The organism is Streptomyces sp. Alt3 (assembly GCF_030719215.1).
GTDB classification, from domain to species: domain Bacteria; phylum Actinomycetota; class Actinomycetes; order Streptomycetales; family Streptomycetaceae; genus Streptomyces; species Streptomyces glycanivorans.
Window position 1 is genome coordinate 6,173,931 of record NZ_CP120983.1, and the last position, 26,321, is coordinate 6,200,251.

Annotated in this window: 22 protein-coding genes; 20 read left to right on the forward strand and 2 right to left on the reverse strand. The window is 70.7% G+C overall.

The window, feature by feature from the left end:
- Positions 1-179 precede the first annotated feature (179 nt).
- Entirely contained in the window at positions 180-743 is a 564-nt protein-coding gene (locus tag P8A20_RS27250; RefSeq protein ID WP_147962995.1) for a beta-class carbonic anhydrase, read from the reverse strand.
- Between the two features lie 410 nt (positions 744-1,153).
- Between P8A20_RS27250 and rsmH the strand changes: the two genes are divergently transcribed.
- The 16 genes from rsmH (at position 1,154) to P8A20_RS27330 (ending at position 19,158) form a co-directional block, all read left to right on the forward strand.
- Positions 1,154-2,119 (forward strand): 16S rRNA (cytosine(1402)-N(4))-methyltransferase RsmH, encoded by a 966-nt coding sequence (gene rsmH, locus P8A20_RS27255; RefSeq protein ID WP_014156740.1) that lies wholly within the window; start codon positions 1,154-1,156, stop codon positions 2,117-2,119.
- Between the two features lie 49 nt (positions 2,120-2,168).
- Positions 2,169-2,699, forward strand: coding sequence for a cell division protein FtsL (gene ftsL, locus P8A20_RS27260; RefSeq protein ID WP_306104398.1), 531 nt, complete (start codon positions 2,169-2,171; stop codon positions 2,697-2,699).
- Between the two features lie 4 nt (positions 2,700-2,703).
- Positions 2,704-4,698: a peptidoglycan D,D-transpeptidase FtsI family protein gene (locus P8A20_RS27265; RefSeq protein WP_147962993.1), complete on the forward strand. Its 1,995-nt coding sequence runs from the start codon at positions 2,704-2,706 to the stop codon at positions 4,696-4,698.
- Between the two features lie 16 nt (positions 4,699-4,714).
- Entirely contained in the window at positions 4,715-6,442 is a 1,728-nt protein-coding gene (locus P8A20_RS27270) for a UDP-N-acetylmuramoyl-L-alanyl-D-glutamate--2,6-diaminopimelate ligase (protein WP_147962992.1), read from the forward strand.
- A 4-nt stretch (positions 6,443-6,446) separates the two neighbouring features.
- Positions 6,447-7,865 (forward strand): UDP-N-acetylmuramoyl-tripeptide--D-alanyl-D-alanine ligase, encoded by a 1,419-nt coding sequence (locus P8A20_RS27275; RefSeq protein ID WP_147962991.1) that lies wholly within the window; start codon positions 6,447-6,449, stop codon positions 7,863-7,865.
- Positions 7,862-8,932, forward strand: a complete 1,071-nt coding sequence (mraY, locus tag P8A20_RS27280) for a phospho-N-acetylmuramoyl-pentapeptide-transferase (RefSeq protein ID WP_147962990.1) — start codon at positions 7,862-7,864, stop codon at positions 8,930-8,932. The genes P8A20_RS27275 and mraY overlap by 4 nt, the downstream gene beginning before the upstream one ends.
- Complete coding sequence (gene murD, locus P8A20_RS27285; protein WP_187282377.1) at positions 8,914-10,347, forward strand: UDP-N-acetylmuramoyl-L-alanine--D-glutamate ligase; 1,434 nt, start codon at positions 8,914-8,916, stop codon at positions 10,345-10,347. The genes mraY and murD overlap by 19 nt, the downstream gene beginning before the upstream one ends.
- 126 nt (positions 10,348-10,473) lie before the next feature.
- On the forward strand, positions 10,474-11,931 hold the full coding sequence (gene ftsW / locus P8A20_RS27290; RefSeq protein WP_261988958.1) for a putative lipid II flippase FtsW: 1,458 nt from the start codon (positions 10,474-10,476) through the stop codon (positions 11,929-11,931).
- 6 nt (positions 11,932-11,937) lie between these two features.
- Positions 11,938-13,032 carry an undecaprenyldiphospho-muramoylpentapeptide beta-N-acetylglucosaminyltransferase gene (gene murG, locus P8A20_RS27295; protein WP_014156748.1) on the forward strand — a complete coding sequence of 365 codons (1,095 nt, stop codon included), beginning with the start codon at positions 11,938-11,940 and terminating at the stop codon, positions 13,030-13,032.
- A gap of 49 nt (positions 13,033-13,081) precedes the next feature.
- Positions 13,082-13,876 (forward strand): cell division protein FtsQ/DivIB, encoded by a 795-nt coding sequence (locus P8A20_RS27300; protein ID WP_306104399.1) that lies wholly within the window; start codon positions 13,082-13,084, stop codon positions 13,874-13,876.
- 276 nt (positions 13,877-14,152) lie between these two features.
- A complete protein-coding gene (ftsZ, locus tag P8A20_RS27305) occupies positions 14,153-15,364 on the forward strand; it encodes a cell division protein FtsZ (protein WP_147962988.1) in 1,212 nt (403 codons plus the stop codon).
- A gap of 17 nt (positions 15,365-15,381) precedes the next feature.
- The gene (gene pgeF, locus P8A20_RS27310; protein ID WP_147962987.1) at positions 15,382-16,116 is read left to right on the forward strand and encodes a peptidoglycan editing factor PgeF; all 735 of its coding nucleotides are present in this window, start codon (positions 15,382-15,384) and stop codon (positions 16,114-16,116) included.
- 6 nt (positions 16,117-16,122) lie between these two features.
- A complete protein-coding gene (locus tag P8A20_RS27315) occupies positions 16,123-16,842 on the forward strand; it encodes a YggS family pyridoxal phosphate-dependent enzyme (protein WP_306104400.1) in 720 nt (239 codons plus the stop codon).
- Positions 16,843-16,968: 126 nt separating this feature from the next.
- Entirely contained in the window at positions 16,969-17,580 is a 612-nt protein-coding gene (locus tag P8A20_RS27320) for a cell division protein SepF (RefSeq protein WP_014156753.1), read from the forward strand.
- 68 nt (positions 17,581-17,648) lie between these two features.
- Entirely contained in the window at positions 17,649-17,945 is a 297-nt protein-coding gene (locus tag P8A20_RS27325) for a YggT family protein (protein ID WP_014156754.1), read from the forward strand.
- A 49-nt stretch (positions 17,946-17,994) separates the two neighbouring features.
- On the forward strand, positions 17,995-19,158 hold the full coding sequence (locus P8A20_RS27330) for a DivIVA domain-containing protein (protein ID WP_306104401.1): 1,164 nt from the start codon (positions 17,995-17,997) through the stop codon (positions 19,156-19,158).
- Between the two features lie 351 nt (positions 19,159-19,509).
- Here the strand turns inward: P8A20_RS27330 and ileS are convergent, their stop codons facing one another.
- Complete coding sequence (ileS, locus tag P8A20_RS27335) at positions 19,510-22,659, reverse strand: isoleucine--tRNA ligase (protein ID WP_306104402.1); 3,150 nt, start codon at positions 22,657-22,659, stop codon at positions 19,510-19,512.
- Between the two features lie 566 nt (positions 22,660-23,225).
- Here ileS and P8A20_RS27340 point away from each other — a divergent pair.
- From P8A20_RS27340 to P8A20_RS27355, 4 genes are all read left to right on the forward strand, one after another.
- Positions 23,226-24,032: a TraR/DksA family transcriptional regulator gene (locus P8A20_RS27340; RefSeq protein ID WP_306104403.1), complete on the forward strand. Its 807-nt coding sequence runs from the start codon at positions 23,226-23,228 to the stop codon at positions 24,030-24,032.
- 157 nt (positions 24,033-24,189) lie between these two features.
- The gene (gene lspA / locus P8A20_RS27345; protein ID WP_147962982.1) at positions 24,190-24,804 is read left to right on the forward strand and encodes a signal peptidase II; all 615 of its coding nucleotides are present in this window, start codon (positions 24,190-24,192) and stop codon (positions 24,802-24,804) included.
- Between the two features lie 23 nt (positions 24,805-24,827).
- Positions 24,828-25,769 carry an RluA family pseudouridine synthase gene (locus tag P8A20_RS27350; protein WP_147962981.1) on the forward strand — a complete coding sequence of 314 codons (942 nt, stop codon included), beginning with the start codon at positions 24,828-24,830 and terminating at the stop codon, positions 25,767-25,769.
- Entirely contained in the window at positions 25,766-26,242 is a 477-nt protein-coding gene (locus P8A20_RS27355) for a GNAT family N-acetyltransferase (protein ID WP_306104404.1), read from the forward strand. The genes P8A20_RS27350 and P8A20_RS27355 overlap by 4 nt, the downstream gene beginning before the upstream one ends.
- Positions 26,243-26,321: the final 79 nt, after the last annotated feature.

Genomic DNA, 26,321 nt, shown 5'->3' on the forward strand with positions numbered 1-26,321 from the left:
TCGGCCCCTTGTGCTCGGGCCCGCGCAGAAGCTGCCCGGCCCGCCCCGAAATACGGACACTCTCCGGAGGACCCGGAGAGATGTCACACCCGCATTCTTGTTGCCGTTACCGCTTCGTGTCACTCGCCTCCCGACAAGTGAGCGTGAAATGCCGGGTGTGGTCCGTATGTCGGGGTGCTTCAGGAGGCGGGAAGGATCTCGCGCAGCTTGCCCGTCGTCACGTCGAAGACGAAGCCGCGGACGTCGTCCGTGTGCAGGAGGAAGGGCGAGGTGCGCACGCGCTGCATCGACTGCCTGACGTCCTGGTCGGCGTCCGTGTAGGCCTCCACCGCCCACGCCGGGCGCTGTCCGACCTCGAGCTCCAGCTCCTGCCGGAATCCCTCGGTCAGCGACTCCATGCCGCAGTTCGTGTGGTGGATGAGGATGATGCTGCGGGTGCCGAGCGCCCGCTGGCTGATGGTCAGGGAGCGGAGCACGTCGTCGGTGACCACGCCGCCCGCGTTACGGATGGTGTGGCAGTCGCCGAGCTCCAGGCCGAGCGCCCGGTGGAGGTCGAGGCGGGCGTCCATGCACGCGACGACGGCGACCTTCAGTACGGGGCGCGCGTCCATGCCCGGATCGGTGAACGCCTCCGCGTAATGCGTGTTCAGGCCGACCAGACGATCGGTGACCGTCTCTCCGGCAGAGGCACCGGAGGTGGTGGGGGAATCGGTCTCGGCGGAGGACTGCGCAGAAGTCGACATGGCTACGACGTTAACCTTCGCGACCGCTCGGGGCGTGTTGCGGAAGGGGACAAAGAACGTCAACGTCGCTTGTTGTGAGGTAACCCACAAGCCTTACCTGCGGACCTCCGACGGTGCGTGGTCGCCGATCACCGCCGGGACGGTGCGACGCGCTGCGCGGTTCGTTGATCGGGAATGGATCGAATGGCAGGGTGGACTAAAGTGACCCGAAGTTACCGACACGCCTGCACATTCCGCATATTTGTACATGTTTCGAGTTCCCCGTGATGTGCGGCGTACATGCGGCCCGGCCCTCTCCCGCCCGACGGCCGGCCGACGCCCCTTCCCCGGCGCCGGCCGACCTCCCCTTCCGGGCGGGTGGGGACCGGACCGCATGTACGGCCACACGGGGCAGAGCCTGAGAGGGCGCTTTGAGCCAGACCCGACACGTCCCGGTGATGCTCCAGCGATGCCTGGACCTGCTGGCCCCGGCTCTGGAGGCGACAGGACCGCAGCCCCCGGTCGTCGTCGACTGCACCCTCGGGCTCGGAGGCCACAGCGAAGCGCTGCTCGCCGCCTTCCCCGCGGCCCGGCTGGTCGCCCTGGACCGCGACAAGGAGGCGCTGAGGCTGTCCGGCGAGCGCCTCGCACCGTACGGCGACCGGGCCACCCTGGTGCACGCCGTCTACGACGAACTCCCCGAGGTCCTCGACCGGCTGGGCATCCCCAAGGTCCAGGGCGTGCTGTTCGACCTCGGTGTCTCCTCCATGCAGCTGGACGAGGCCGACCGCGGCTTCGCCTACGCCCAGGACGCGCCGCTCGACATGCGCATGGACCAGACGACCGGCATCGGCGCGGCCGAGGTGCTCAACACCTACCCGCCGGGCGAACTCGTGCGGATCCTGCGCGCGTACGGCGAGGAGAAGCAGGCCAAGCGCATCGTCTCGGCCGTCGTCCGTGAACGCGAGAAGGAACCCTTCAGCAACAGCGCCCGCCTCGTCGAGCTGATCCGTGACTCCCTGCCGCAGGCGGCCAAGCGCACCGGCGGCAATCCGGCCAAGCGCACCTTCCAGGCTCTGCGCATCGAGGTCAACGGTGAACTCACCGTCCTGGAGCGGGCCGTTCCGGCCGCGGTCCGGAGCCTCGCGGTCGGTGGCCGGATCGCCGTCCTCTCGTACCACTCCCTCGAGGACCGCCTGGTCAAGCAGGTCTTCGCGGCCGGCGCGGCCAACACGGCTCCGCCCGGACTGCCCGTCGTACCCGAGCGCTACCAGCCCCGGCTGAAGCTGCTGACCCGCGGAGCCGAACTGCCCACCGAGGAGGAGGTCGCCGAGAACCGGCGCGCCGCCCCCGCCAGGCTGCGCGGCGCCCAGCGCATCCGCGAGGAGGAGCGATGAGCGGGTCCCGCCGGGCAGGCGGCACGCGGAGGAGGACGGTGGGGGCCCGGTGACCAGGACGGCCGAGCAGATGAAGGGGAGGGCCGGCCGGCTCGCCCGGCTGATGCCGTCCGGGCCTAGCACCGCCGCCCGCACCCCCTTCGTCCTGCTGGTCGTGCTGCTCCTCGCGGGTGGCCTGATCTCGCTCCTGCTGCTGAACTCGGCGCTCAATGAAGGATCGTTCAGGCTGAGCAAGCTGAAGCGTGAGACCACCGAGCTCACCGACGAGCAGCAGGCCCTCCAGAGGGACGTCGACAGCTACTCCGAGCCCGACGCGCTCGAACGCCGGGCCAGGGAGCTCGGCATGGTCCCCGGCGGCAGCCCCGCCTTCCTGAACCCGGACGGCACGGTCAGCGGGGTGCCCGAACGGGCCACCGCGCAGCCCTCCACCCCCACCGCGGTTCCGGCACCCGAGGCGAGCGTGCCGGCGCCCACCGGACAGTCCTCCCCGGCCGGCTCCGCGTCCCCCTCGCCCTCGGACTCCCCCTTGACGCCGTCCACGGCGGCGACCACCCCCGCCCCGACCAGCACCGGCAGGTGACGCAGTGCCGTCCAAGGAACCGCCGCGCCGTCGCGTACCCGGCCCCGCGCGCTCCCGTGACGCGGCGGGCGGACCGGGGCGTGCCCGGCCCGCGGCCCGTGCCCAGGACCGCCGCCCCCGGCGCCCCGCGGCGCCCGGCAAACGGCGCGGCGCCTCGCCGCAGTCCATCCGCCTGGGCAGCCCGCGCCCCCGGCTGCGCCTGATCAGCCTCTGCCTGACCCTGGTGATGCTGGCCTTCGTGGTCCGGCTCCTCCAGGTCCAGGCGGTCGACGCCAACGCGTACACCGCCAAGGCCGAGAAGAACCGGTACCTGGAGTACACGATCGCCGCCGAACGCGGAGAGATCACCGACCGCAGCGGAATCGCCCTGGCCACCAGCGTCGACGCGCACGACATCACCGCCGACCCCAAGCTGTTCACCCCCGAGGACAGCAAGGCCCCCGACGCCCCGCAGCAGGCGGCGGCGCTGCTCGCCCCGATCCTCGGCAAGGACGAGGCCGAGCTGGCGAAGAAGCTCTCCACCCCGAAGAGCCGCTACACGGTCCTGGCGCGGAGGCAGACCCCGCAGGTCTGGAAGCAGATCAAGGACCTCAAGTCCGTCTTCGCGGAGAAGGCGGCCGAGGACAGGGCGAAGGGCGGCCCCGGGGCCAACGTGCTGGCCGGAGTCCTCCAGGAGCCGACCACCCGACGCGTCTACCCCAACGGCGGCCTCGCCGCCGGGATACTGGGATTCGTCAACGCCGAGGGGAAGGGCGGCGGCGGCCTGGAGGCGCAGCTGAACAAGAAGCTCCAGGGCGAGGACGGCAAGATCCGCTACGCCCAGGCGGGCGGCCGCCCCGTCCCGACGGCGGGCTCCACGGAGATCCCGGCCGTCGCCGGCACCGACGTCGAGCTGACGATCGACCGCGACATCCAGTGGGCCGCCCAGCGCGCCATCGCCGACCAGGTCGAGAAGTCCAAGGCGGACCGCGGCTACGTGATCGTCCAGAACACGAAGACCGGCGAGGTGCTGGCCATGGCCAACGCCCCGGGCTACGACCCGAACGACCTCGCGCAGAGCAATTCCGCGGCCCTGGGCAACGCGGCCCTCCAGGACGTGTACGAACCCGGCTCCACCAGCAAGGTCATGTCCATGGCCGCCGTGTTGGAGGAGGGCGCGGCCACACCGGGCACGCACGTCACGGTGCCCAACCGGCTGCACCGGGGCGACCGGCTCTTCAGGGACGACATCGACCACCCCACCTGGTACCTCACGCTCAACGGCGTACTCGCCAAGTCGAGCAACATCGGCACCATCCTGGCCACCGGGCAGCTGGGGAAGACCCAGCCCGAGGCCAACAAGGTGCTGCACTCCTACCTGCGCAAGTTCGGCCTCGGCAGTACGACCGGGCTCGACTACCCGGGCGAGTCGCCCGGCATCCTGGCCAAGCCCCAGGACTGGTCCACCTCGCAGCAGTACACGATCCCGTTCGGGCAGGGCCTCTCCCTCAACGCCATGCAGGCCGCCTCGGTCTACCAGACCATCGCCAACGGCGGGGTCCGGATCGAACCGACCCTCGTCCGCGGGACCAAGGACGCGGACGACCGCTACACCGCGTCGGACGCCCCGAAGCGCACCCGGGTGGTCAGCGAGAAGACGGCCGGGACCCTGGCGAAGATGCTGGAGTCCGTCGTGGACGACAGGGAGGGCACCGGTACCAAGGCCCACATCCAGGGTTACCGGGTCGCGGGCAAGACCGGCACGGCCAACCGGGTCGACCCGGTGCGCGGCGTCTACAAGGGCTACACGGCGTCCTTCGCGGGCTTCGCACCGGCCGACGACCCGCAGGTCACCGTGTACTGCGCCATCCAGAACCCCACCGAGGGAAGCTATTTCGGCGGTCAGATCTGCGGCCCGATCTACAAGAAGGTCATGGAGTTCGCACTCAAGACCCTCCAGACGCCACCGTCCGGCAAGGCCCCCGCCCGGATGCCGGTGTCCTTCAAGCCCGGCGAGTGACTCGGGGGAACCCTCAGTGACGACCATCACCCCTGATCCCGGGAACCGGAACGAGAAGTACCGCCACCCCGGCCCCTCACTTCGCGAGAGGCCGGGTCCGCCCGGTACGCTCACCGCCGTGCCCCACGCTGATCAGTTCCAAACCACTCAGAAGGACGCGCCTGTGAACTACCCGGGAGCGCCCCGACCGGACCGGCTCAGGCCGACGTCCCTCGGAGAGCTGGCAGCCCGGCTCGGTGCCGGACCGCAGGACGCCGGTGAGGTCACCGGCATCACCCACGACTCCCGGGCCGTGCGGCCCGGGGACGTGTACGCGGCTCTGCCCGGTGCCCGCTTCCACGGCGCCGACTTCTCCGCGCAGGCCGCCGGCCTCGGCGCCGCCGCGATCCTCACCGACCCGGCAGGCGCCGAACGCGCCGCCGCCACCGGCCTCCCGGTCCTCGTCACCGACGACCCGCGCGGCCGGATGGGCGACCTGGCGGCCGAGATCTACGGACGGCCGGGCGTCGGTCTCCTCCAGATCGGGATCACCGGAACGTCCGGCAAGACCACCACCGCGTATCTCGTCGAGGGCGGGCTGCGCGGCGCCGGACGCAGCACCGGACTGATCGGGACCGTCGAGATGCGGATCGGCGACGAGCGCATCAAGTCGGAACGCACCACTCCCGAAGCCACCGACCTCCAGGCCCTGTTCGCCGTCATGCGCGAACGCGGTGTCGAGGCCGTGGCCATGGAGGTCTCCAGCCACGCCCTGGTGCTCGGACGGGTCGACGGATGCGTCTTCGACGTCGCCGTGTTCAACAACCTCAGCCCGGAGCACATGGAGTTCCACTCCGGGATGGAGGACTACTTCCAGGCCAAGGCGCAGCTGTTCACCCCGGAGCGCAGCAGGCTCGGCGTCGTCAACTTCGACGACGAGTACGGCCGCAGGCTGGTCGAGGAGGCGTCCGTCCCGGTCGTCACCTTCTCCGCGGAGGGCCACCCGGACGCCGAGTGGCGTGCCGAGGACGTAGAAGTCGGCCCCCGGGACAGCACCTTCACCGTGATCGGCCCCAAGGGTGAGCGCATCACCGCCAGGGCCCCGCTGCCCGGCCCGTTCAACGTCGCCAACACCCTCGCCGCGATCGTCACCCTGGCCGTCGCGGGCATCGACCCGCAGACCGCCGCCGACGGCGTCGCGGCCGTCCCCGGTGTCCCCGGCAGGCTGGAACGGGTCGACGCCGGACAGCCGTACCTCGCGGTCGTCGACTACGCGCACAAGACCGACGCCGTCGAGTCCGTCCTGCGCTCCCTGCGGAAGGTCACCGAGGGCCGGGTGCACATCGTGCTCGGCTGCGGTGGCGACCGGGACACCACGAAGCGCGGCCCGATGGGCGCCGCGGCGGCACGGCTTTCCGACACCGCCGTGCTGACCTCGGACAACCCCCGCTCCGAGGACCCCCTCGCGATCCTCGCGGCGATGCTCTCCGGCGCCGCCGAGGTCCCCGTCCACGAGCGCGGCGACGTGCTCGTCGACGCCGACCGGGCGGCTGCCATCGCCGCGGCGGTCGCCCGGGCCGAGCCCGGCGACACCGTGCTGGTGGCCGGAAAGGGACACGAGCAGGGGCAGGACATCCACGGCGTGGTACGCCCCTTCGACGACCGCAAGGTCCTGCGCGAGGCCATCGAGCGCTCGGGACGCACGGGCGCCCCGAACGCCCCGGAGGACCGCGTACACACCCACGAGAACAACAGTCAGGGATGACCAAGTGATCGCCCTTTCCCTCGCCGAGATCGCCGGAATCGTCGGCGGGCAGCCGCACGACGTCCCGGACCCGTCCGTCACCGTCACCGGCCCCGTCGTCATCGACTCCCGGGAGGTGCGGCAGGGGTCCCTGTTCGCCGCGTTCGCGGGCGAGCGGGTCGACGGCCACGACTATGCCGAGCGCGCCGTCGAGGCGGGTGCCGTGGCCGTGCTCGCGGCCCGCCCCGTAGGCGTCCCGGCGATCGTCGTCGACGACGTCGTGGCCGCCCTCGGAGCCCTCGCCCGTTCCGCGGTCGAACGTCTCGGCACCACCGTCGTCGCGCTGACCGGCTCGGCGGGCAAGACGTCCACCAAGGACCTCATCGCCCAGATCCTGGAACGCAAGGCGCCCACGGTCTGGACGCCCGGCTCCCTCAACAACGAGATCGGACTCCCGCTCACCGCGCTGCGCGCCACGGCGGAAACCCGCCATCTCGTGCTCGAGATGGGCGCCCGTGGCATCGGCCACATCGAGTACCTCGCCGGCCTGACGCCCCCTCGGATCGGTCTGGTCCTCAACGTGGGAAGCGCCCACATCGGCGAGTTCGGCAGCCGCGAGGCGATCGCGCAGGCCAAGGGCGAGCTCGTCGAGGTCCTGCCCGAGGACGGCGCGGCGATCCTGAACGCGGACGATCCGCTCGTGCGCGCGATGGCGTCCCGTACAAAAGCCCGGGTGATCCTCTTCGGGGAGGCCCCGGATGCGGACGTACGGGGAGAGAACGTGCGGCTCACGGACGACGGACGGCCCGCTTTCGCCCTCCACACACCCACCGGGTGCAGCGACGTGACCTTGCGCCTGTACGGTGAGCACCACGTGTCGAACGCGCTCGCCGCGGCCGCCGTCGCCCATGAGTTGGGCATGTCCGTGACCGAGATCGCCGATGCGCTCTCCGGGGCGGGCACCCTCTCCCGCTGGCGCATGGAGGTCACCGAGCGTCCGGACGGTGTGACGGTCGTCAACGACGCCTACAACGCGAACCCCGAATCCATGAAGGCCGCACTCCGTGCGCTGGCCGCCATGGGCAAGGCCCGACAGGCAGCCGGGGGGCGCACGTGGGCGGTGCTCGGTCAGATGGCCGAGCTCGGTGACGCGTCGCTCGCCGAGCACGACGCGGTCGGACGGCTCGCCGTCCGGCTCAACGTCAGCAAGCTCGTCGCTGTCGGAGGAAAAGAAGCCTCCTGGCTGCAACTGGGCGCATATAACGAGGGTTCGTGGGGTGAGGAGTCGGTGCACGTGTCCGACGCACAGGCGGCCGTCGACCTGTTGCGCAGTGAACTGCGCCCGGGAGACGTCGTGCTGGTGAAGGCGTCCCGGTCGGTCGGCCTGGAGAAGGTCGCCCTGGCACTGCTGGAGACGACCGAGGGCGAGGTCGCCGTCCGATGAGACAGATCCTGTTCGCGGGGGCCATAGGGCTCTTCCTGACCCTGGTCGGAACCCCGCTGCTGATCAAGCTTCTGGCCCGCAAGGGCTACGGGCAGTTCATCCGGGACGACGGCCCGCGTACCCACGGCAGCAAAAAGGGTACGCCCACCATGGGTGGTATCGCCTTCATCCTGGCCACGATCATCGCCTACGTACTGGCGAAGGTGATCACCGGCGAGGAGATGCGGTTCTCCGGTGTGCTCGTCCTGTTCCTGATGGCCGGAATGGGCCTCGTCGGCTTCCTCGACGACTACATCAAGATCGTGAAGCAGCGCTCGCTGGGGCTGCGGGCCAAGGCGAAGATGGCCGGCCAGCTGATCGTCGGCATCGCCTTCGCCCTGCTCTCGCTCCAGTTCGCGGACGCCCAGGGGAACACCCCTGCCTCCACCAGGCTCTCCTTCGTCGAGGACTTCGGCTGGTCGATCGGCCCCGTGCTGTTCTGCGTCTGGGCGCTGTTCATGATCCTCGCCATGTCCAACGGCGTGAACCTGACGGACGGTCTGGACGGTCTGGCCACCGGCGCCTCGGTGATGGTCTTCGGCGCCTACACCTTCATCGGGCTGTGGCAGTTCCAGGAGTCCTGTGCCAACGCGGAGACCCTGACCAACCCCAGCGCCTGCTTCGAGGTACGCGATCCGCTCGACCTCGCTGTCGTCGCCTCCGCCCTGATGGGCGCCTGCTTCGGCTTCCTGTGGTGGAACACCTCGCCCGCGAAGATCTTCATGGGCGACACCGGTTCGCTCGCCCTCGGCGGCGCGCTCGCCGGCCTCGCGATCTGCTCCCGCACCGAGTTCCTGATGGCCATCCTCGGCGGCCTCTTCGTGATGATCACCATGTCGGTGGTCATCCAGGTCGGCTCCTTCAAGATGACCGGCAAGCGGGTCTTCCGCATGGCCCCGCTCCAGCACCACTTCGAACTCAAGGGGTGGTCCGAGGTCCTTGTCGTGGTCCGCTTCTGGATCATCCAGGGCATGTGCGTGATCGTCGGACTGGGCCTCTTCTACGCCGGATGGGCAGCCAAGAAGTGAGCAACGTGGACTGGCAGGGCAAGCACGTCACGGTGGCCGGGCTCGGCGTCAGCGGGATCCCCGCCGCCCGCGCCCTGCACGAGCGGGGGGCCCTCGTCACCGTCGTCAACGACGGCGACGACGAGCGCTCCCGCGCACAGGCCGCCGAACTGGAGGCGCTCGGGATCACCGTGCGCCTCGGCGACGGCGACACCCTGCCCGAGTCCACCGAGCTCGTCGTCACGGCTCCCGGCTGGAAGCCCGGCAAACCGCTCTTCCTGGCAGCCGCCGAGGCGGACGTCCCCGTCTGGGGTGACGTCGAACTCGCCTGGCGGCTGCGGGGGCCGGACGCCGCCCCCTGGCTCGCGGTCACCGGGACCAACGGAAAGACCACGACCGTGCGGATGCTCGCCTCGATCCTCGAAGCGGCCGGCCTGCGCACGGCCGCCGTAGGGAACATCGGGGTGTCCCTGCTGGACGCGGTGCTCGGCGACGAGACGTACGACGTGCTCGCCGTCGAGCTCTCCAGCTACCAGCTCCACTGGGCGCCGTCGCTGCGCGCCCATTCCGGGGCGGTCCTCAACCTGGCCCCCGACCACCTCGACTGGCACGGCTCCATGGCCGGTTACGCCGCGGACAAGGGCCGGATCTACGAGGGCAACAGCGTCGCCTGCGTGTACAACGCGCAGGACGCGGCGACCGAGGACCTCGTGCGCGAGGCCGACGTCGAGGAGGGCTGCCGGGCCATCGGCTTCACCCTCGGCACACCGGGCCCCTCACAGCTCGGGGTGGTCGACGGCATCCTCGTCGACCGGGCCTTCGTCGCCAACCGGCAGAAGCAGGCCCAGGAGCTGGCCGAGGTCGGCGACGTCGATCCACCGGCCCCCCACAACATCGCCAACGCCCTGGCCGCGGCGGCACTGGCCCGCGCCTTCGGCGTGCAGCCCGCGGCCGTACGCGACGGGCTGCGGGCCTTCCGCCCGGACGCCCACCGCATCGAACACGTCGCCGACGTCGCGGGTGTCAGCTACATCGACGACTCCAAGGCCACCAACACCCACGCCGCCGAGGCCTCCCTCGCCGCCTACGAACCGATCGTCTGGATCGCCGGCGGCCTGGCCAAGGGTGCCACCTTCGACGGACTGGTCACCGGCGCGGCGAAGCGCCTGCGGGGCGTCGTGCTGATGGGCGCCGACCGGGCGCTCATCAGGGAAGCCCTGGCGCGACACGCCCCCGAGGTACCGGTGGTCGACCTCGACCGGACCGACACTGGGGCGATGTCCGCGGCGGTCCTCGAAGCGGCACGGCTGGCCCGGCCGGGCGACACCGTCCTGCTGGCCCCGGCCTGCGCCTCGATGGACATGTTCGTCAACTACAACAAGCGGGGCGAGGCGTTCGCGGACGCGGTCCGTCGACTCGCCGACGAGAGCGCCTGACGGGTCCGGCCCCCGCGTCGTACCGTGCCGGAGGACCGGAAGCGTCCGGGACACGGTCACGAGCAGCACCGCCGGGGCCCGCCCCGGTGACAGCCCCGGGCACGAGCAGTGGAGGGGACAGCGACAATGCCGGCCGACGAGAGCTCAGCCGAGAGCGGGAGCGACCGTTCACGGGCGGGAGCGGCGATCAGCCGGGCGCTCACCCCGCCCCTGCTCGCCGGACCGCTGCCCGCGGGACCCGGGCCCCTCGCCGGGCTCGCCCTGCGGAGCCGGCCCGCCACCGGCTCCCGGCGGCCTTCCGCACCGCGCGGCGGCCGTGGAGCGGGCACACCGCCCCGGCCGAGCCGCGGGGCGGGGGTGCGACGGACGTACGAGCGGGCACGACGGGCCTGGGACCGCCCTCTGACGGCGTACTACCTGATCCTCGGCGCCGGCCTGCTGATCACCGTCCTCGGCCTCGTCATGGTCTACTCCGCGTCGATGATCAAGGCCCTGGAGCTGTCCAGGCCCAGCACGTACTTCTTCCGCAAGCAGTTCATCGCCGCCGTGATCGGGGCCGGGCTGATGATGCTGGCTTCCCGGATGCCCCTCAAGCTCCACCGGGCGCTGGCCTACCCGCTGCTCGCGGGCACGGTCTTCCTGATGGTCCTGGTCCAGGTGCCTGGGATAGGGATGTCGGTCAACGGCAACCAGAACTGGATCTATCTCGGCGGCCCCTTCCAGCTCCAGCCCAGCGAATTCGGCAAGCTCGCCCTGATCCTCTGGGGCGCGGACCTGCTCGCCCGGAAGCAGGACAAGCGGCTCCTGGCCCAGTGGAAACACATGCTGGTGCCGCTGGTCCCGGTCGCCTTCATGCTGCTCGGACTGATCATGCTCGGCGGCGACATGGGCACCGCGATCATCCTCACCGCGATCCTCTTCGGTCTGCTCTGGCTGGCCGGAGCCCCCACCAGGCTCTTCGCCGGGGTGCTCGCCTTCGCCGGACTCATCGGATTCCTGCTCATCAAGACCAGCCCCAACCGGATGTCGCGGCTCGCCTGCATCGGAGCGTCCGAGCCGGGCCCCGGTGACTCGTGCTGGCAGGCGGTGCACGGGATCTACGCGCTCGCGTCCGGCGGATGGTTCGGTTCCGGGCTCGGCGCGAGTGTGGAAAAATGGGGTCAACTTCCCGAGCCGCACACCGACTTCATCTTCGCCATCACCGGGGAGGAACTCGGCCTGGCGGGGACGCTGTCGGTGCTGGCCCTCTTCGCGGCTCTAGGCTATGCGGGTATCCGCGTGGCCGGACGCACGGAGGACCCCTTCGTGAGGTACGCAGCGGGAGGCGTGACCACCTGGATCACGGCGCAGGCCGTGATCAACATCGGTGCGGTGCTCGGCCTGTTGCCGATCGCCGGTGTCCCGCTGCCGCTGTTCTCCTACGGGGGCTCGGCCCTGCTGCCGACCATGTTCGCCGTGGGGCTCATGATTGCCTTCGCGCGGGAGGATCCCGCGGCGAGAGCGGCCCTGGCCATGCGGAGGCCCGGGGTCAGATGGAAGACGATGAGACGGCGCGTCATGAAGCGTCCGTCCGGAGAGCGGTGAATTTCGGTGCATGTCGTACTCGCCGGCGGGGGGACCGCCGGGCACATCGAGCCCGCGCTTGCCCTCGCAGACGCCCTGCGCAGGCAGGACCCGACCGTGGGAATCACTGCCCTCGGTACGGAGCGCGGACTCGAGACCAGGCTCGTACCCGAGCGGGGGTACGACCTGGCACTGATCCCTGCCGTGCCTCTGCCGCGCAAGCCCACACCTGAGCTGATCACCGTCCCGGGGCGGCTGCGCGGCACCATCAAGGCCGCCGAGCAGATCCTGGAGCGCACCAAGGCGGACTGCGTGGTCGGCTTCGGCGGCTACGTCGCCCTGCCCGGCTACCTCGCGGCCAAGCGCGTCGGCGTCCCGATCGTCGTCCACGAGGCCAACGCCCGGCCGGGTCTGGCCAACAAGATCGGTTCGCGCTACGCCCACGGCGTCGCCGTCTCCACCCCGGACAGCAAGCTGCGCGGTGCCCGCTACATCGGCATCCCGCTGCGCCGGACCATCGCCACCCTGGACCGGGCGCGGGTCCGTCCGGAGGCGCGTGCCGCGTTCGGGCTCGACCCCAACCTGCCGACCCTGCTCGTCTCCGGCGGTTCGCAGGGCGCCCGCCACCTCAACGAGGTGGTCACCAGGATCGCGCCGCTGCTCCAGCGGTCCGGAATCCAGATCCTCCACGTGGTCGGGCCGAAGAACGAATTGCCGCGTATCGACAACATGCCCGGGATGCCGCCCTACATCCCGGTACCGTACGTGGACCGGATGGATCTCGCGTACGCCGCGGCCGACATGATGCTCTGCCGCGCGGGTGCGATGACCGTCGCCGAACTCTCCGCCGTCGGACTGCCCGCCGCCTATGTCCCGTTGCCGATCGGCAACGGCGAACAGCGGCTGAACGCCCAGCCGGTGGTCAACGCCGGCGGTGGTCTGCTGGTGGACGACGCGGCGCTGACCCCGGAATGGGTGCAGGGCAACGTCCTCCCGGTGCTCTCGGATCCGCACCGGCTGTACGAGATGTCCCGCGCGGCCGCGGAGTTCGGCCGCCGGGACGCCGACGACCTGCTCGTCGGCATGGTGTACGAGGCGATTGCCGCACGCCGACAGGCGTGAGGCCGGGCGGGCCCGGGGCGCACGCCCCGGGCCCGGCGAAGGAGCGAGCGTGGCCGGACCGACGACCGCCCAGCGCGGCGAGGCCGAGCGGGCCGACACCCCGGCCCGCCCGCCCCACATCGGCCCCGAGGGGCGCCGGCTGACCGGCAGGATGCGACTGGTCCTGGCCGCGGTCGGCGCGGTTTTGATCGCCGCGGCCACCGTCTGGGTCCTCTACGGGTCCTCCTGGCTGCGGCTGGAGCGGGTGACGACCACCGGCACCGACGTGCTGACCCGGAGCGAGGTCGAGGCCGCTGCGGCGGCCCCTCTGGGCTCTCCGCTGGTCTCCGTGGACACCGGTGCGATCGCGGACCGGTTGCGCCAGAAGTTGCCACGTATCGACTCCGTGGATGTCGTACGGTCATGGCCGCACGGTGTGAGCCTTAAAGTGACCGAACGTAAACCGGTCCTGCTGGTCGGAAAGGGCGAGAAGTTCGTCGAAGTGGACGCGAAGGGCGTGCGCTTCGCAACCGTGGACGAGGCGCCCCCGCATGTGCCGCTGCTGGAGATGAAGCCGGACAGGTCGGCGAGCCTGCGTCGCTTCGGCAGTGACCGTCTGCTGCGGGAAGCGGTCCGTGTCGCGGGGGACCTCCCGGGGAAGGTGGCCGGGGAGACCCGGACCGTACGGGTCGTCTCGTACGACTCCACCGTCCTCGAACTGACCCGTGGACGCACCGTGATGTGGGGCAGTAGTGAGGAAGGGACCGCGAAGGCGCGGGTCCTCACCGCTCTCATGGAAGCGTCCCCCAAAGCGGGACACTTCGACGTGAGTGCCCCCACCGCCCCTGCGGTGTCGAAGAGTTGACGCACGTTTCGCCTGGCCAGCCCCCTGGTTGGTCAGCGCTACGGGTGATCACATAGGGTGAAAAGAAAAACGGGAGGTTCGGCGTGTTCGTTGAACGGGCGCCACTTGTCGACTTAGTGTCCTGTTCGGAAGAGTCCAAGAAGCAGACACACTGGTAACCCTAAACTTCAGCGTTAGGGTTTGGGTCGGCGTCCGGACCGACCCAATCGGCATCCGTCGTCGCGGCGGGACTACCGCGAAGCGACGACACGTAACTCGAGGCGAGAGGCCTTCGACGTGGCAGCACCGCAGAACTACCTCGCAGTCATCAAGGTCATCGGTGTCGGCGGCGGTGGTGTCAATGCCATCAACCGAATGATCGAGGTCGGTCTCAAGGGCGTCGAGTTCATCGCCATCAACACCGATGCGCAAGCACTGTTGATGAGCGACGCCGACGTCAAGCTCGACGTCGGCCGTGAACTCACCCGCGGCCTCGGCGCCGGGGCGAACCCGGCCGTCGGTCGTAAGGCGGCAGAGGACCACCGTGAGGAGATCGAGGAGGTCCTCAAGGGGGCCGACATGGTCTTCGTCACCGCCGGAGAGGGCGGCGGCACCGGCACAGGCGGCGCACCCGTCGTCGCCAACATCGCACGCTCGCTGGGCGCCCTGACGATCGGTGTGGTCACCCGCCCGTTCACCTTCGAGGGCCGGCGGCGCGCGAACCAGGCGGAGGACGGCATCGCCGAGCTCCGCGAAGAGGTCGACACCCTCATCGTCATCCCCAACGACCGGCTGCTGTCCATCTCGGACCGCCAGGTCAGCGTGCTCGACGCGTTCAAGTCGGCCGACCAGGTGCTGCTCTCGGGTGTCCAGGGCATCACCGACCTCATCACCACCCCCGGCCTGATCAACCTCGACTTCGCCGACGTCAAGTCGGTCATGTCCGAGGCCGGATCGGCGCTCATGGGCATCGGCTCCGCCCGCGGCGACGACCGCGCGGTGGCCGCCGCGGAGATGGCGATCTCCTCGCCGCTCCTGGAGGCGTCCATCGACGGCGCCCGCGGCGTCCTGCTCTCCATCTCCGGCGGCAGCGACCTCGGTCTCTTCGAGATCAACGAGGCCGCCCAGCTGGTGAGCGAGGCGGCCCACCCGGAGGCGAACATCATCTTCGGCGCGGTCATCGACGACGCGCTGGGCGACGAGGTACGCGTCACCGTCATCGCCGCGGGCTTCGACGGCGGACAGCCGCCGGCCCGCCGTGAGAACGTGCTCGGGTCGACCGCCGGCAAGCGCGAGGAGCCGGCCCCGCCGGCCCGTACCGCCGAGTCGGCGCGCCAGACCGGCGGACTCGGTTCCGTGCCCCCGCGCGAGGAGCCCCAGCCGGCGGCCGAGCCGGCGCCGGTGGCGAACGAGACGTCGCTGCCGGTGACCCCGCCGCACGTCCCGACCGCCCGCCCCTACCAGGACACCCAGGCCGAAGAGCTGGATGTCCCGGATTTCTTGAAGTGATAGGTCCGCAGCACGCGGTGAGAGCCGCGGAGTCTTCGGCGGGCGGCGCCCGCTTCGCCTTCACCGACCGGTGGGGCGGAGTGAGCGCCGTTCCGTACGAGGAGCTCAACCTCGGCGGCGCGGTCGGTGACGACCCCGCCGCCGTCCTCACGAACCGTGCGCGCGCCGCCCGTTCCCTCGGTCTCGACCCGGCCCGCGTGGTCTGGATGAACCAGGTGCACGGACGGGACGTGGCCGTCGTCGACGGCCCCTGGGGCGACGACCCGGCGGGTGTTCCCGCCGTGGACGCCGTCGTGACGTCACGACGGGGGCTCCCGCTCGCGGTGCTCACCGCGGACTGCACCCCCGTACTGCTCGCCGATCCGGTGGCCGGAGTCGTCGCGGCCGCCCACGCGGGACGGCCCGGTCTGGTCGCGGGGGTGGTCCCGGCCACGGTCGAGGCCATGACCGCGCTCGGCGCCGAACCGTCCCGGATCACCGCGTACACCGGACCGGCCGTCTGCGGACGGTGCTACGAGGTTCCGGAGCAGATGCGGGCCGAGGTCGCCGCGGCGGTCCCGGCCTCGTGGTCGGAGACCGGCTGGGGGACTCCCGCGGTGGACGTCACGGCCGGGGTCCATGCCCAGCTCGACGAGCTCGGCGTCGTCGACCGGCACAGCTCGCCGTTCTGCACCCTGGAATCCGGCGACCATTTCTCGTACCGCCGGGACCGCGTCACGGGGCGGCTCGCCGGTTATGTCTGGTTGGACTGATAGGGCATGACGGATCGCAGGACCCAACTCGCCGCGAACCTGGCACAGGTGGAGGAACGCATTGCTTCCGCCTGTGCTTCGGCGGGCCGCGCGCGGGAGGACGTGACCCTCATCGTGGTCACCAAGACCTACCCCGCGAGCGACGTGCGCATTCTGCACGAACTCGGCGTGCGTCAGGTCGCGGAGAACCGTGATCAGGACGCGGCACCAAAAGCTGCCGCTTGTGCGGATCTGTCGCTCACATGGCACTTTGTCGGACAGTTGCAGACCAACAAGGTCCGTTCCGTGGCCGGTTATGCCGGAGTCGTGCAGTCGGTGGACCGGGTGAAGCTGGTCACCGCACTCTCGGCGGCAGCGGTCAGGGGTGGGCGTGAGCTCGGCTGTCTCATCCAGGTCGCCCTCGACGCGGAGAGCGGCGAGCGCGGTGACCGGGGCGGCGTCGCTCCCGACGCGATCGAGGAGTTGGCCGCGTCGGTGGCGGAGGCGGAGGGCCTGAGGCTCGACGGCCTCATGACGGTCGCGCCGCTCGCCGGCCCCTACGCCGGCCGGCAACGCGCCGCGTTCGACCGCCTGGTGGAATTCTCATCACGCCTGCGCGGGAACCATCCGGCTGCGAACATGGTCTCTGCTGGGATGAGCGCGGATCTCGAGGACGCGATCGCGGCCGGGGCGACACATGTACGCGTCGGTACGGCGGTACTCGGAGTCCGACCCCGGCTCGGGTAACGTCGCGAAGCAAGTCGGACCACAGCAGAAAATATGGTCATTCCCGCTCACGCGGACTGACCGGAGTGGATCTCGGGCACTTGGTGACACGAATGCCGATCCACCACAGAGCGGAGGACTCGGAGCATGGCCGGCGCGATGCGCAAGATGGCGGTCTACCTCGGCCTCGTGGAGGACGATGGGTACGACGGTCCGGGGTTCGACCCCGACGACGAATTCGAACCCGAGCCGGAGCCCGAGCGCGACCGGCGGCGGCACCAGCCCGCGCATCCGGTGGAGCGGGAACGGGACGAACCGGTGCGATCCGTACAACCGCCCGCACCCCGGGAACCGGTTCAGCTCCCGGCGGAAAGCGGACGACCCGCCCGAATCGCACCCGTGGCATCCATCACACCTGACCGTCCGAACCTGGAGAAGAACGCACCGGTGATCATGCCCAAGGTCGTGTCCGAGCGTGAGCCCTACCGGATCACCACGCTGCACCCCAGGACCTACAACGAGGCCCGTACCATCGGGGAACACTTCCGCGAGGGCACTCCGGTGATCATGAACCTCACGGAGATGGACGACACGGATGCGAAGCGACTTGTCGACTTTGCCGCGGGACTCGTCTTCGGTCTCCATGGCAGCATTGAGCGTGTGACGCAGAAGGTGTTCCTGTTGTCGCCTGCTAACGTCGATGTCACGGCGGAGGACAAGGCCCGCATCGCAGAGGGCGGGTTCTTCAACCAGAGCTGAGAACACCGGGAACAACCCGGCCGGGAGGCCGGAGCTACGAAAGCCAGGGGAGAGGGAAGCGCGGGACAATGGGCGTCGCACTGGATGTGGTCTATATCGCGCTGATGTGTTTCCTCATCGTGCTGATCTTCCGGCTGGTCATGGACTATGTCTTCCAGTTCGCACGTTCATGGCAGCCAGGCAAGGCGATGGTGGTCGTTCTCGAGGGCACTTACACTGTCACGGATCCACCGCTGAAGCTTCTGCGGCGGTTCATACCGCCGTTGCGTCTCGGGGGCGTGGCACTTGACCTGTCCTTCTTCGTTCTGATGATCATCGTCTACATTCTGCTCAGCCTCGTGGGCAAGCTTGCGAGCAGCGTGTGAACGATACGGTCTTGCCGACTGCCGACGACTACGTAGAGGTGAAGAAGAGATGCCGCTGACCCCCGAGGACGTGCGGAACAAGCAGTTCACGACCGTCCGCCTCCGAGAAGGCTATGACGAGGACGAGGTCGATGCCTTCCTCGACGAGGTCGAATCGGAACTGACCCGGCTGCTCCGTGAGAACGAGGACCTGCGCGCCAAGCTGGCCGCCGCCACGCGTGCGGCCGCGCAGAACCAGCAGCAGCAGGGCATGCGTAAACCGCCGGAGCAGCAGGAGCGGCCCGGCGCACCGGTGCCCGCGGCCATATCGGGTCCGCCGGTCCAGCAGCAGCAGCCTCCGCAGATGGGTCCCCCCCAGCTGCCCGGTGGCGCTCCGCAGCTGCCCGCCGGTCCCAGCGGCCATGGTCCTCAGGGCGGCCACGGTCCCGGTCCCCAGGGCCAGCACGGCCCCGGCCCGATGCAGGGCGGTCCCATGGGCGGCCCGATGGGCGGCCCCATGGGCGGTCACCCGCAGCAGCAGATGCAGCAGCAGCAGATGCAACAGCAACAGCAGCAGCAGCAGATGCAGCAGCCCGGTCAGGGCCCCGGTGGCGACAGCGCCGCCCGTGTCCTCTCCCTCGCCCAGCAGACCGCCGACCAGGCGATCGCGGAGGCCCGTTCCGAGGCCAACAAGATCGTCGGTGAGGCACGCAGCCGCGCCGAGGGCCTGGAGCGCGACGCCCGTGCCAAGGCGGACGCCCTGGAGCGGGACGCGCAGGAGAAGCACCGCGTGGCGATGGGCTCGCTGGAGTCGGCCCGCGCGACGCTGGAGCGCAAGGTCGAGGACCTGCGCGGCTTCGAGCGCGAGTACCGGACCCGTCTGAAGTCCTACCTGGAGAGCCAGCTGCGTCAGCTGGAGACCCAGGCCGACGACTCGCTGGCCCCGCCGCGGACTCCCGCCGCCGCCTCGCTGCCGCCGTCGCCCTCGCTGGCTCCGGCCGGTGCGGGTGCGATGGGACACACCATGGGCGGCAACCACGGTGGTCACGGCAGCCAGCAGATGGGCAGCGGCAACCAGTCGATGGGCGGTGGCCCGTCCTACGGTGGCGGCCAGCAGCAGATGTCGCCCGCGATGACGCAGCCGATGGCACCGGTGCGGCCGCAGGCGCCTCAGCCGATGCAGCAGGCCCCGTCGCCGATGCGCGGGTTCCTCATCGACGAGGACGACAACTGAGCGGTTCGCGCTCGCTGAGCGCGTAGCCGTCGGCAGGCAAAGGGCCGGGCCCCGGGGTTTTCCCCGGGGCCCGGCCCTTTGCCGTGCCCGGTTCGCGAGGCGGGCACCTTGCGCGGGGGCCGGCCCCGCCCCTTCCGGCAACCGGGGCCCCGGACCCCCCTTTCGATCGCCGGAGAGGCCTGAGGGGGGGCGGGGCCTTCGGGAGGGGGCCGTTGGCCCCGGGGACCTACGCACCGGCCCAGGGGCCCCGCTGCACGGGGCTCGTCGAGGCGCCTGAGGACCGGGGTGCGGTACGGAGACGAAAGGGCCCCTCCGGCAGGTTCTGCCGGAGGGGCCCTTTCGGTGTGCCTCCTACCGCTCGGTCCTGCGGAGGCGGAAGGTGAGGGACAGGCCCTCGTCCTCGAACGGGGCGCCGTACGTGTCGTCGGCCTCGCCCCGCGCGTAGTCCAGGGCCAGCACCTCGTCCGCGATGAGGGCCGCGTGCGCGGTCAGGGCCTCGGCGGTCTCGGTGGACGGGGACGTCCAGCGCACCGCGATGCGGTCGGACACCTCCAGGCCGCTGTTCTTGCGGGCCTCCTGGATCAGCCGGATCGCGTCACGGGCCAGTCCCGCGGCCCGCAGTTCCGGAGTGATCTGCAGGTCCAGCGCGACCGTCGCGCCCGAGTCGGAGGCCACCGACCAGCCCTCGCGCGGGGTCTCCGTGATGATGACCTCGTCGGGGGCGAGGGTGACCTGCTCGCCGTCGACCTCCACCGAGGCCGTTCCCTCGCGCAGAGCCAGGCTCAGCGCCGCGGCGTCGGCGTTCGCGACGGCCTTGGCGACCGCCTGGACGCCCTTGCCGAACCGCTTGCCCAGCGCCCGGAAGTTCGCCTTGGCCGTGGTGTCGACCAGCGAGCCGCCGACCTCGGAGAGGGAGGCCAGGGAGGAGACGTTCAGCTCCTCGGTGATCTGGGCGCGCAGTTCGGGCGTGAGCGACTCGAAGCCCGAGGCCGCGACCAGGGCCCGCGACAGCGGCTGCCGGGTCTTGACCCCCGACTCGGCGCGCGTGGCCCGTCCCAGCTCCACCAGGCGGCGCACCAGCGCCATCTGCGAGGAGAGCGCGGGGTCGACCGACGCCGGGTCGGCCTTCGGCCATTCGGACAGGTGGACCGACTCCGGGGCGTCCGGGACGACCGGGACGATCAGGTCCTGCCAGACCCGCTCCGTGATGAACGGTGTCAGCGGGGCCATCAGCCGGGTGACGGTCTCCACGACCTCGTGCAGGGTGCGCAGCGCGGCCTTGTCGCCCTGCCAGAAGCGGCGGCGCGAGCGGCGGACGTACCAGTTGGACAGGTCGTCGACGAACGCCGAGAGCAGCTTGCCGGCGCGCTGGGTGTCGTACGACTCCAGCGCCTTGGTGACCTCGTCGACCAGGGTGCCGAGCTCGCTCAGCAGCCAGCGGTCCAGGACCGTGCGGTCGGCGGGGGCCGGGTCGGCCCCGGACGGTGCCCAGCCCGACGTACGGGCGTACAGGGCCTGGAAGGCCACCGTGTTCCAGTACGTGAGGAGCGTCTTGCGGACGACCTCCTGGATCGTGCCGTGGCCCACGCGGCGCGCCGCCCACGGGGAGCCGCCCGCCGCCATGAACCAGCGCACGGCGTCGGCGCCGTGCTGGTCCATCAGCGGGATCGGCTGGAGGATGTTGCCCAGGTGCTTGGACATCTTCCGGCCGTCCTCGGCGAGGATGTGGCCCAGGCAGACCACGTTCTCGTAGGACGACTTGTCGAAGACCAGGGTGCCGACCGCCATCAGCGTGTAGAACCAGCCACGGGTCTGGTCGATGGCCTCCGAGATGAACTGCGCCGGGTAGCGGGACTCGAAGACCTCCTTGTTCTTGTACGGGTAGCCCCACTGCGCGAACGGCATCGAACCCGAGTCGTACCAGGCGTCGATGACCTCCGGGACGCGGTACGCCTCGAGCTGGCAGTTCTCGTGCGAGCAGGTGAACGTGATCTCGTCGATGAACGGGCGGTGCGGGTCCAGGTCCGACTGGTCGCGGCCGGTCAGCCCGGAGAGCTCGGCGCGGGAGCCGACACAGGTCAGGTGGTCGTCCTCGCAGCGCCAGATGGGCAGCGGGGTGCCCCAGTAGCGGTTGCGGGACAGCGCCCAGTCGACGTTGTTGTTCAGCCAGTCGCCGAAGCGGCCGTTCTTGACCGACTCCGGGAACCAGTTGGTCTTCTCGTTCTCCTGGAGGAGCCGGTCCTTGACCGCGGTGGTGCGGATGTACCAGGACGGCTGCGCGTAGTACAGCAGGGCCGTGTGGCAGCGCCAGCAGTGCGGGTAGCTGTGCTCGTACGGGACGTGGCGGAAGAGCTTGCCGCGCGCGTCCAGGTCCTCGGTGAGCGCCTCGTCGGCCTTCTTGAAGAAGACGCCGCCGACCAGCGGGAGATCCTCCTCGAAGGTGCCGTCGGGGCGCACCGGGTTCACCACCGGCAGGCCGTACGCCTTGCAGACCAGGAGGTCGTCGGCGCCGAACGCGGGGGACTGGTGGACCAGACCCGTACCGTCCTCGGTCGTGACGTACTCGGCGTTGACGACGAAGTGCGCCTCGCTCGGGAACTCGACCAGCTGGAAGGGGCGTTCGTACGTCCAGCGCTCCATCTCGCGGCCGGTGAAGGTCTCACCGGTGAGCTCCCAGCCCTCGCCCAGGGCCTTCTCGACCAGCGGCCGGGCCACGACGAGCTTCTCCACGCCGTCCGTCGCGACCACGTAGTCGACGTCGGGGTGCGCGGCGACGGCGGTGTTGGAGACGAGCGTCCAGGGGGTCGTCGTCCAGACGAGCAGCGCGGCCTCGCCGGCCAGCGGTCCGCTCGTCAGCGGGAAGCGGACGAAGACCGAGGGGTCGACGACCGTCTCGTAGCCCTGGGCGAGCTCGTGGTCCGACAGGCCCGTGCCGCAGCGCGGGCACCAGGGGGCCACGCGGTGGTCCTGGACCAGCAGGTCCTTGTCGAAGATCTCCTTCAGCGACCACCACACGGAGTCGACGTACTCCGGGTCCATCGTGCGGTAGGCGTCATCGAGGTCGACCCAGTACCCCATGCGGGTCGTGAGCTCGGCGAACGCGTCGGTGTGGCGGGTGACGGACTCACGGCACTTCGCGTTGAACTCGGCGATGCCGTAGGCCTCGATGTCCTTCTTGCCGGTGAAGCCCAGCTCCTTCTCCACCGCGAGCTCGACCGGCAGGCCGTGGCAGTCCCAGCCGGCCTTGCGGCCGACGTGGTAGCCCTGCATGGTGCGGAAGCGGGGGAAGACGTCCTTGAAGACGCGGGCCTCGATGTGGTGGGCCCCGGGCATGCCGTTGGCGGTCGGCGGGCCCTCGTAGAAGACCCACTCGGGGCGGCCCTCGGACCGGTCGAGGCTCTTGGCGAAGACCTTGCTGTCGCGCCAGAAGTCGAGCACGGCGTGCTCGAGGGCGGGCAGGTCGACCTGGGCGGGTACCTGGCGGTACTGCGGCGATGTCATGTGCGGGCTTCCTCCGGCGGACGTCTTCCACTTCCGTCGGAGGGACGAGAGCCGGATCTGCTCCCGCGGTACCACCCTCCTTGGCCCCGGGTGTGCGCCCGTGGCCCCCTCATTGGGGCGCGACGCCGGTTCTAGTGACCTTGTGTCCGTGGGCGGGCCCAGCGTGTCCAAAGCTTTCTTCCGGCGGCTCCGGGGTGATCTTCACGGCGCGCTCGCCCCCGGGCTCCCACCGTCCCCGGGTCGCTGCTGGCTGCGTACGACGCTACTCGTCCCGTCGATGCCTCTCGCTGCGGGCCAGTGTACGGGCCCTCACGGGCGAAGGCCGACCGGTTTGTTCGCGGGACGGCGCTTGACCCGAATGGCCAGTCGGGGCGGACGGAGTCCCGGAGGCGGTGCGGGGGCGGATTACCGGGCGGGGAGCTGGGCACAACCGTTGCAGGCGCGTCACCAGCACGTCGTGGGGAGGGGCGAACCGGCGGCGTGCCCCGTTGCCGCGGGGCTGGGGTCGATTTATCGTCCCAGCACGATTCGCGTGCAAGATCACAATATGTGAAGGGGCCGCGGCCATGGTGACGAAGAAGACCGCCGTACCGGGAACGGCGTCCGAGGGATCCACGGCTGCGGCTGCCGAGAAGGAGACCGCGGGCACGGGCGGGAAGGACGCCGAGGGGCCGGGCGAGGAGAAGCCGGCGAGGAAGGCCGCCAGGAAGAAGGCGGCGTCGCATCCGCGGGAGCCGGAGCAGGCCGGCCAGGACCCGGCGCACGGCGGGCCCGCGAAGAAATCGGCGAAGAAGAGCACGGCGAAGAAGAGCGCAGCGAAGAAGGCGTCGAAGAAGGCCACGGGGGCGGCTCAGGCCGCCGAGCAGACAGGAGCCCACACGGTGGTAGCCAAGAAGAGCGCGGCCCGGACCACGGCTGCAGGAGAGGGCACCGCCACGGCGGTCCCCCCGGCCGGGGGCGGTGTGGCGACGGCGCCCGCGGACCTGGCGGTCAGGCCCGGGGAGGACCCCTGGACCCCCGAGGAGGTCGAGGAGGCGCGGACCGAGCTGACCGGCGAGGTCCTTCGGCTGCGCAGCGAGCTGGAGGCGTCGGGCGAGGCCCTGGCCGGTCTGATGCGTGACTCCGGGGACGGAGCGGGCGACGACGACGCGGACACCGGCACGAAGAACATCACCCGGGAACACGAGCTGTCCCTGGCGGCCCACGCGCAGGAGACCCTGGACCAGACCGAGCGCGCCCTCGCCAGGCTCGACGCGGGCACCTACGGCCTCTGCGAGGTCTGCGGCAAGCCGATCGGCAAGGCGCGGATGCAGGCCTTCCCCCGGGCCACGCTCTGCGTGGAGGACAAGCAGAGGCAGGAGCGGCGCGGCTAGACCCCCGGCCCGGTCCGGCCCGCACCCCGTGGGGCCGTACCGGGCCCGGGCGCGCCCGCGGCGCGTCGGGGCAGGTCGTCAGGGGCCTGGGGCCCCTGATCCCCCGGGTGTGTCGTACCCTCGTCCTCAGTCAGGTACCTAGGGTTGAGGGACTCACGTGGCAGAGGCGGAGCGCATCATCGGTACGCCGGACATCCCCGATGCCGAGGGGGCCGACGGGGCTGAGCCCCAGCAGCCCTCCGAGGGCTCGCTCCCGGCCGGGAGCGACGACACCGGCGGCGGCCGGGGCAGGAAGAAGGTCCTCGTCCTCCTCGTGGTGGCCGTCCTCGCCTACCTGCTCGACCTGATCAGCAAGATGATCGTGGTCGCGAAGCTGGAGCACGAGGAGCCCATCGAGATCTTCGGCGACTGGCTGAAGTTCGACGCGATCCGCAACGCGGGTGCCGCGTTCGGGATCGGTGAGGCGTTCACCGTGATCTTCACGGCCATCGCCGCCGTCGTGATCATCGTGATCGTGCGGCTCGCCCGCAAGCTCTACAGCCTGCCCTGGGCCATCGCCCTCGGGCTCCTGCTCGGCGGGGCGCTCGGCAACCTCACCGACCGCATCTTCCGCGCGCCGGGCGTCTTCAAGGGCGCGGTGGTCGACTTCATCGCCCCGGCGCACTTCGCCGTCTTCAACCTCGCCGACTCCGCGATCGTGTGCGGCGGAATCCTCATCGTGATCCTCTCCTTCAAGGGCCTGGACCCCGACGGCACCGTGCACAAGGACTAGTCGGCGCAAGGCATACTCGACTGGTGAGTACGTATCCCGAGGTCCGCACCCTGCCCGTACCCGACGGCCTGGAGGGTGAGCGCGTCGACGCCGCCATCTCCCGGATGTTCGGTTTCTCCCGCACCAAGGCCGCCGAGCTGGCCGCCGCCGGGAAGGTGCAGCTGGACGGCGCCGTGGCCGGGAAGTCCGAGCGGGTGCACGGCGGTGCCTGGATGGAAGTGGAGATGCCCCAGGCACCCGCTCCGGTCCAGATCGTCGCCGAGCCCGTCGAGGGCATGGAGATCGTCCATGACGACGACGACATCGTCGTCATCATGAAGCCGGTCGGTGTCGCCGCACACCCCAGCCCCGGCTGGACGGGCACCACCGTCATCGGCGGCCTCGCCGCGGCCGGCTACCGCATCTCGACGTCGGGCGCCGCCGAGCGCCAGGGCATCGTGCACCGGCTGGACGTCGGCACCTCCGGCCTGATGGTCGTGGCCAAGTCCGAGCGGGCCTACACCCTGCTCAAGGCACAGTTCCGCGACCGGGTCGTCGAGAAGAAGTACCACGCGCTGGTCCAGGGCCACCCGGACCCCATGAGCGGCACCATCGACGCCCCCATCGGCCGCCACCCCCAGCACGACTACAAGTGGGCCGTCACCGCCGAGGGCAAGCCCTCCGTGACGCACTACGACCTCATCGAGGCCTACCGTGCGGCCAGCCTGCTCGACATCAAGCTGGAGACCGGGCGCACGCACCAGATCCGCGTGCACATGTCCGCGCACCGCCACCCCTGCGTCGGCGACCTGACCTACGGCGCCGACCCCACGTTGGCCAAGCGTCTCGGCCTGACCCGCCAGTGGCTGCACGCGGTCCGGCTCGGCTTCGAGCACCCCGCCGACGGCGGCTGGGTGGAGTTCGAGAGCACCTACCCGGACGACCTGCGCAAGGCCCTCGACACCATCGCCGCGGAGAGCCAGTGACCGCCGCCAACACCCCGTACAACACGCGCAGGGCCCTCGACGAGAGCGACCTCGCCGCCTGCTTCCAGGTCCGCAAGGACGTCTTCGTCGGCGAGCAGCGGGTGCCCGAGGACATCGAGTACGACGCCCACGACGCGACGGCGGTGCACGTCCTCGCCGTGGCCGCGGACGGCTCCGCGCTCGGTACGGGACGGCTGCTGCACGGTGAGGCGGCGGCGGGGAAGACCGGTGGCGACCTCACCGTCGGGTCGCTCGGCCGGCTCGCCGTGACGCGCGAGGCCCGCGGCCTGGGCGTCGGAGCGGCCCTGGTGCGCGCCATCGAGGACGAGGCCCGCGCGCTGGGCCTGGCCGCCGTCGACCTGCACGCCCAGACCCAGGCGCTCGGTTTCTACGAGCGGCTCGGCTACGCGGCGTACGGTCCCGGGTTCCCGGACGCCGGGATGCCGCACCGGGCCATGCGCCGCGCACTCTGACCACGGCCCCGCACGGACGTGTCACAGGTCCGCCGGTCCCGCGTGGCACGCTGGGAGCCCTGACCGGCTGATCAACGGG